Source organism: Aquimarina sp. I32.4 (assembly GCF_002924285.1).
Classification (GTDB): Bacteria; Bacteroidota; Bacteroidia; order Flavobacteriales; family Flavobacteriaceae; genus Aquimarina.
Genome location: NZ_PGUB01000166.1, coordinates 1 through 6,179, shown reverse-complemented (window position 1 = coordinate 6,179; position 6,179 = coordinate 1). Strand labels below are relative to the sequence as shown.

Below are 6,179 nucleotides of genomic sequence, written 5' to 3'. Positions count from 1 at the left end.
AAGAAAAAGAAAACGCTATTTTTAGGGTATGATTGTGCCATAAGTATTAGTTCAAGAAAACGAATTGCCGATAAACTAGAAGAACTCAATGTAGGTAAGTTGACTTTTAAAAGCATTGTAGGGGTTGCTCAATACTTAAATCCAATGATAAGAGGATGGGTACGTTACTATGGTAAATTTAAAATGTACGAACTCACTAAAGTTTTTAGGTTATTAAGTCAGCGATTGGTTTGGTGGGCAAGGAAAAGGTATAAGCGTTACAAAACCAGTATTAGAAAAGCTTATAAATGGTTAGCAACTGTTAGGAAACAATATCCTAGCTTATTTTACCATTGGAAATTTTCACATATTAACGTAACTGCTTAGATTTGTACAACAAGAGCCGTATGAATCGAGAGATTCACGTACGGTTCTGGGAGAGGCTTGGGGCGAAATTCCCCTTGTCTACTCGATCTATATACGTTTCCTTATTTTTCAATCTAATACAGAAGTGTATCTGATCAATTATAGAGATACAAATGAAAAAATTAAATTGATAAACCCTGTAAATATTTCTAATAATGAAGGGTATGATAACCAGCCGTCATTTTATGACGATAATACGATTCTTTTTTCTTCTACCAGAAATAAGCAAACAGACATTGCATTATACAATATAAAAGAAGGAACAACCACTTGGGTTTCAAATACACCTTTGGGCGGTGAGTATTCACCTATAAAAATACCAGGTAGAGAAACTGTTTCTGCTATAAGGTTAGACACTAGTGGACTACAGCGGTTGTATGAATATAATTTGAAGAGTGGTAAGTCTAGTATATTACTAAAAGATCTAAAAGTCGGGTATCATGTTTGGTACAATAAAGATATTCTGGTGTCCTCTGTTTTGGTAGATGATAGAATGGATCTAGTTGTGTCTAATTTAAAAAATAAAACGAATGATACCTTGCAAAAGAATGTAGGGCGATCACTACATAAAATTCCTAATTCAGATTTAATAAGTTTTATAAGTAAAGAACATAAAAAATGGGTAATCAAATCTATAAACCCTATTTCTGGAGAAACAAAAGAAATTAAAGCAATATCCATTAAAATTGAAGATATGTGTTGGTTGGCAGATGGTACAATACTTATGTCATTAGGCAAGAACATTGTTGGGTTTAATCTAGAAACAGACAAAGACTGGAAAGTATTGCATAGTTTTAAAGAGAAAGAAATCAATGAGATTTCAAGAATTGCAGTAAGTCCAGATAGTAAGTATATAGCCATAGTATCAGAAGAATCTCCTGTAGAGATAGTTCAAAAACAAATAGAATTCTTTAATAAAGGTAGTTTAGAAGATTTTGTTTCCTGTTATTCTGATAATGTAATCGTACGTAATTATCCGCATGACACTCTTTATGTTGGTAAGGATAAGTTAAAATCAGATTATCAAGAATTCTTTTCCAATAAAAATAGAGCAAATGTAGAGGTTGTAAAGCGTATTGTCATGGGAAATAAAGTGATCGATGAAGAACGTGCAGATGTGAATGAAAAACAACATCACCAAGGTGTTATTTATGAAGTGAAAAATGGAAAAATCAGTGGTGTAACTTTTATCTATAATAATGGAAAAATTACAGATGCCAGTGATATTGTAGAGCAACAATTAATAGCCTATAATGCAAAAGATATGGATACTTTTGTAAAGACTTTTTCTGATACTATAAAAGCATATGACTATCCAAATAAACTACAATTCAAAGGGAAAATACAATTACGATCAATGTATACAGATTTGTTTGCAAAAATTCCTGATTTGCATAGTGAAATCAAAAACCGAATTGTTATAGGTAATATCGTAATAGACGAGGAGTATTTGACTGCTAATGGAGATAATTTTAGCTTAGCAGCTATTTATGAAATAAAAGAAGGTAAGATTGCCAAAATGATTTTTATACGATAGAAGTGGTTTAAATCTTTTTGATTGAAAAAAAAGCTGTTATATTTTTTATAAACCTAATCAAGTATATAAAGCTGTATCTCGAATAAGAACTATAGGGACCAGCTATTATATAAAAATATTAGGTTAGACCATGTATAAAACAATAATTATAGCTTTGGCATTGATTTTTATCTCCTGCCAATCTGGATTAGAAAAGCAATATAAACACTCATCAAAAGAAGAGGATCTACTAGAAGTTTCCAAACAAATAACGAAACAAGAATTAAAACAGTTAAAAAAACATATCACCGAATTAGAGGAGATTGGTGGAGTGTTGACTGGTAAAACATACAAAGCCCTTTTGATAGAATCAGAAAGTATAGCATATGAGCGACAACAAGAAATAGAACAGGAAAAACGAAAAGAAGAGGAGAGAGTAGAAGCAGAGGTTTTAAAAAGGGAAGTGCAAAATAAAACAAGATTACTCTGTGCTAATAAATGGAAGATAAGAGAATATGCATTTCAATTAGAAATTCCTGATAACTCTGAAGAGAATGTAGCATTGGCAAAGCAAATATTGAACAAGGCAATTAATATAAAAGATGTAGAACCTCTAATTTCTGTAATACAAGAGACTAATAAAACGTTTGTAAAAAGAGAATTTGACGAAACAACAGTTAAAATATTTAACAACAATAATAAACGATGGAAAAAGTATTTACCTGATGGAACTTATACAGATCAATCTGGAGATGAGGTAATAAAAGGTACTTGGGAATTCGTAGATGCCAATACAATCAAAGAAACAAGGCCTTCTGATAGTCATATAAGGCGTAAGAAGAAAGATATATTTTTTCTTACGGTCAAAACTTTGGATGAGAACACATTTCATTTTTATGAAGAAGAATATGATTATTTAAACTCAAATTCTATTGTAAGTAGTTCTATTGTTATGAAATCTTGATAATGAGGGGTCAGAGAAAATATAGAAAAACGATAGTTTACTTTCTAAGTAAATACCAACCAGAACAGGTTTGGGAATTTTTAATACACCCAAAATATATTGAAGAGTTTACAAAAGATCCTTGTTTTTATAATAAAATAGAGAGTGATTTTAAGATAGAAAAAGGAGCGTATTGGGTAGAAGTGCATACAGGAGAAGATTGTTCAGGAGATATAGTAAAGTGCCAAATAGTACAATTAGATATCAATAAAAGGCTAAGAACCGTTCGATATCAGGCAGGTATAAAAAATAGTTCTACTTATGAGTTAAATAAACTTGATCAAGGCACATTAATATCTGAAGAACAAAAGTTTAGTATCAGTTTTAGAGACTTTAAAGGAATTAATATAGTATCATGGATTATGATGATCACAGGTTTATTAACTAGATTTTCATATAAACCAGATGAAGATTTATATTGGTTTGAAAAAATGGAAAATGCAATTTCCCAGAATATTAATAAGGTATAAGTGCTTAGATATAATTAACTGAATGAAAATATATAAAACATTACATATAGGAGAATTTCATACAAATAACTGTGAAGATTTTTTAGTCGATGAGCAAATAGCCACAGACGAAAAATTAATAGCTGTTTTAGATGGATGTACCATGGGAACAGAATCTGCTTTTGCATCAATGCTTTACGGAAAAATCTTAAGAAATATCGCAAAGAACAAGTTTTATGAAGAATTTGTTTCTGATAAGACAGTCGATTTAAAATCAAAACTAAAAGAGGTTGTCAAGCTACTAATAGAAGAGACAAAACAAATCAAAAATCAACTAGGACTCGAAACAAATGAATTGTTATCAACACTGATCATTGGAATTGTAAATACCAAAGACTCAAAAGCCGAATTTTTGACAATAGGAGATGGGTTAATTTGCAAAGACGGTGAATTGATAGAATATGAACAAAATGACAAACCAGATTATCTTGGATATCATTTGGGAGATAATTTTGAGGATTGGTATAAAGACCAGGATCAAAAGCTATCGGTTTCTGAGTTTAAAGATCTATCAATTTGTACAGATGGCATATTTACTTTTAAAAACCTTGAAAACAAAGCAAAACAAAAATCAGAAAATGAAATTATTGAATATTTGTTGATTGATAATAAAGATTCAGAATTTGATAATTTTCTAGATAGAAAAATAAGACTATTAAAAGATAGGTATAATCATATCGTAACAGATGATTTAGCAATCATTAGAATAAAAAACGAACGCCATAATTAATTAAGATGTTTAATTTTTTAAGAAAAAAGAAAATAGAAGAAACTGAGCAAGAACCAATAGAGCAACAATTAAAAAACCCAGCTGAGTTGCTTATGGTAAAATTGTTTTTTGAGAGTCAACCTGTTTTTGATGATGAACAAATAGAAAAGGAACTAAAAAAACGATTTGATAAAATAGGGTTTCCAGAAAACACAAATAAAACATCTGATTCAAGACATTATTTTTTTAAGGACTATGAGGTGAAATTTGTAGAAGGAGCTATACCAGCTCAAGCAACGATATTTATGCCTGAGGAAAACAAAATTGACTATTCAGGATTAGATTCTTCTTTTAAGCAATCATGGAATTGGCCAGAAGCAGAAGAAACGGTCAAAAAATGTTCATATGAAATCTTGCTTACAGATTTGATGTCAAGAGAGATGGAGTATAAAGAAAGAATTGCGTATTTTCAAAAATATGTATCAAGTATTGTTGCTGCAATGAAACCAGCTGCGGTTTGGATTAAGAATAGTGAAGTGATTTTACATCCAACCGATTTTTTAGAAGGAAGTAGTCTTAATAAATATCAAAATATAAGTGTGTTTATGAATATACGTTTATTCAATATTCAAGAAACAGAAGGAGAGATGATAATGGATACGATAGGGTTACACTCTTTGGGGCTTCCTGATTTTGAATTTCGATTTACAAACTATGATCCTCAACAAATAGCAAGTGTTTTGTATAACTATGGTCATTATATTTTTGAAAATGGAATTGTGATAAAACATGGAAATACAATTGAAGGAATAGAGAAAAATCAAAAATGGAAATGCTATTTTAATGAATCCCAATTAGAACCAAAACGGATTGTGATTGAAATAGATGATAACGATTAATAATATGTAAACGAGAGTTTAAAAAAGACACAACATGCAATTAGTAGTAACTACAAGTATAAATATTTGAAGAATGAAAAAGGTTGTTTTTATAATATTGTTATTGATAAACGTTGGATGTATAGGGCAGAACCTGAAAGAAATTTCAAATACGTTTAATAGTAATCTGGAAGTAAGTAATGATTCAATTAAAAATGATAGTATAACAACTCTTAAGCAATTAAAATTAGAAAGTGATTTGTCTAAAAGTTATGGAACAATAAAAAATATAATTAAAAAAGAGCAACTACGATTAAACAATACAGAACTATCAATAGACTCACTATCTAATATCTTTAAGCTTTCTTTAGTAAACAGGATTATTCCTTTTTGGGAAGGAACAGAATGGTCATTTGAAGGGCACACATCAATTCCTAGGAAAGGAAAAATTGCTTGTGGGTATTTTGTTTCGACAACGTTAAAAGATGTAGGAGTAAACCTAAACAGATATAGATTAGCTCAACAAAGCCCAATTGATGAGGCAAGTAGTTTAGCCTTAAACACCAAAGTAATTGAAATAAGAGGAAATTCTATCACTGAAAATATATTGAAAATCGATAGAAGTATAAAAGAAGGAATTCACTTTATCGGTTTTGATTCTAGTCATGTTGGGTATATTTTGAAAGAAAAAGGACAATTGTATTTGATTCACTCAAACTATATCAATTATAGAGGAGTAGAAATTGAAAAAATTGAAAATTCAGATGTTTTTGCGTCTTACAATAAGTATCACATAGTCGAACTTAGCACAAATGAAAACTTTTTAAGAAGTTGGATTAAAGGAAAAGAAATAAAGTAATAAATCAAAAATAAGATCTATAGCTAATAATAGTCAAACATAAGTACTGCTCTTTTTGGAATATCTAGTTTTGTTAGGACGATTTTAAATAGCCCATAATGTTAAATATATTTGAATTATGGTAAAGCGAAAACATAGTAACGATTTTAAACTTATGATTGTAGAGTTATTACAATCAGGTCAAAGTGTACAGCAAGTGAGTTCAGAATATGATTTAGATGGAAGTATGATCCGTAAATGGCGTAAATCATATGAATCTACCTCTGGTAAATTCACTGTAAAACAGGAATTGAGTACAGA

Annotated in this window: 8 protein-coding genes; all 8 read left to right on the top strand. The window is 29.9% G+C overall.

Annotated features, from left to right (window positions below; all coding sequences use genetic code 11):
- Positions 1 to 366: group II intron maturase-specific domain-containing protein (locus tag CVD18_RS20990; RefSeq protein WP_304529245.1), on the top strand; the 366-nt coding region annotated here is incomplete at its 5' end.
- Between the two features lie 166 nt (positions 367 to 532).
- Positions 533 to 1,942 (top strand): nuclear transport factor 2 family protein, encoded by a 1,410-nt coding sequence (locus tag CVD18_RS20985; protein WP_146052886.1) that lies wholly within the window; start codon positions 533 to 535, stop codon positions 1,940 to 1,942.
- Positions 1,943 to 2,072: 130 nt separating this feature from the next.
- Positions 2,073 to 2,885: a hypothetical protein gene (locus CVD18_RS20980; protein ID WP_103867440.1), complete on the top strand. Its 813-nt coding sequence runs from the start codon at positions 2,073 to 2,075 to the stop codon at positions 2,883 to 2,885.
- 2 nt (positions 2,886 to 2,887) lie between these two features.
- Positions 2,888 to 3,394 (top strand): hypothetical protein, encoded by a 507-nt coding sequence (locus CVD18_RS20975; RefSeq protein ID WP_103867439.1) that lies wholly within the window; start codon positions 2,888 to 2,890, stop codon positions 3,392 to 3,394.
- Positions 3,395 to 3,416: 22 nt separating this feature from the next.
- Positions 3,417 to 4,163, top strand: coding sequence for a protein phosphatase 2C domain-containing protein (locus tag CVD18_RS20970; protein WP_103867438.1), 747 nt, complete (start codon positions 3,417 to 3,419; stop codon positions 4,161 to 4,163).
- Positions 4,164 to 4,168: 5 nt separating this feature from the next.
- On the top strand, positions 4,169 to 5,041 hold the full coding sequence (locus tag CVD18_RS20965) for a DUF4261 domain-containing protein (RefSeq protein WP_103867437.1): 873 nt from the start codon (positions 4,169 to 4,171) through the stop codon (positions 5,039 to 5,041).
- A 73-nt stretch (positions 5,042 to 5,114) separates the two neighbouring features.
- Positions 5,115 to 5,879 (top strand): hypothetical protein, encoded by a 765-nt coding sequence (locus tag CVD18_RS20960; RefSeq protein ID WP_103867436.1) that lies wholly within the window; start codon positions 5,115 to 5,117, stop codon positions 5,877 to 5,879.
- A gap of 118 nt (positions 5,880 to 5,997) precedes the next feature.
- Positions 5,998 to 6,179 (top strand): transposase (locus CVD18_RS20955; RefSeq protein WP_146052779.1); only part of this gene is annotated, 182 nt, incomplete at its 3' end.

Coding starts and splice junctions, on each gene's coding strand:
- CVD18_RS20965 (WP_103867437.1), top strand. CDS start 4,169: ATGTTTAATTTTTTAAGAAAAAAGAAAATAGAAGAAACTGAGCAAGAA.
- CVD18_RS20980 (WP_103867440.1), top strand. CDS start 2,073: ATGTATAAAACAATAATTATAGCTTTGGCATTGATTTTTATCTCCTGC.
- CVD18_RS20975 (WP_103867439.1), top strand. CDS start 2,888: ATGAGGGGTCAGAGAAAATATAGAAAAACGATAGTTTACTTTCTAAGT.
- CVD18_RS20960 (WP_103867436.1), top strand. CDS start 5,115: ATGAAAAAGGTTGTTTTTATAATATTGTTATTGATAAACGTTGGATGT.
- CVD18_RS20970 (WP_103867438.1), top strand. CDS start 3,417: ATGAAAATATATAAAACATTACATATAGGAGAATTTCATACAAATAAC.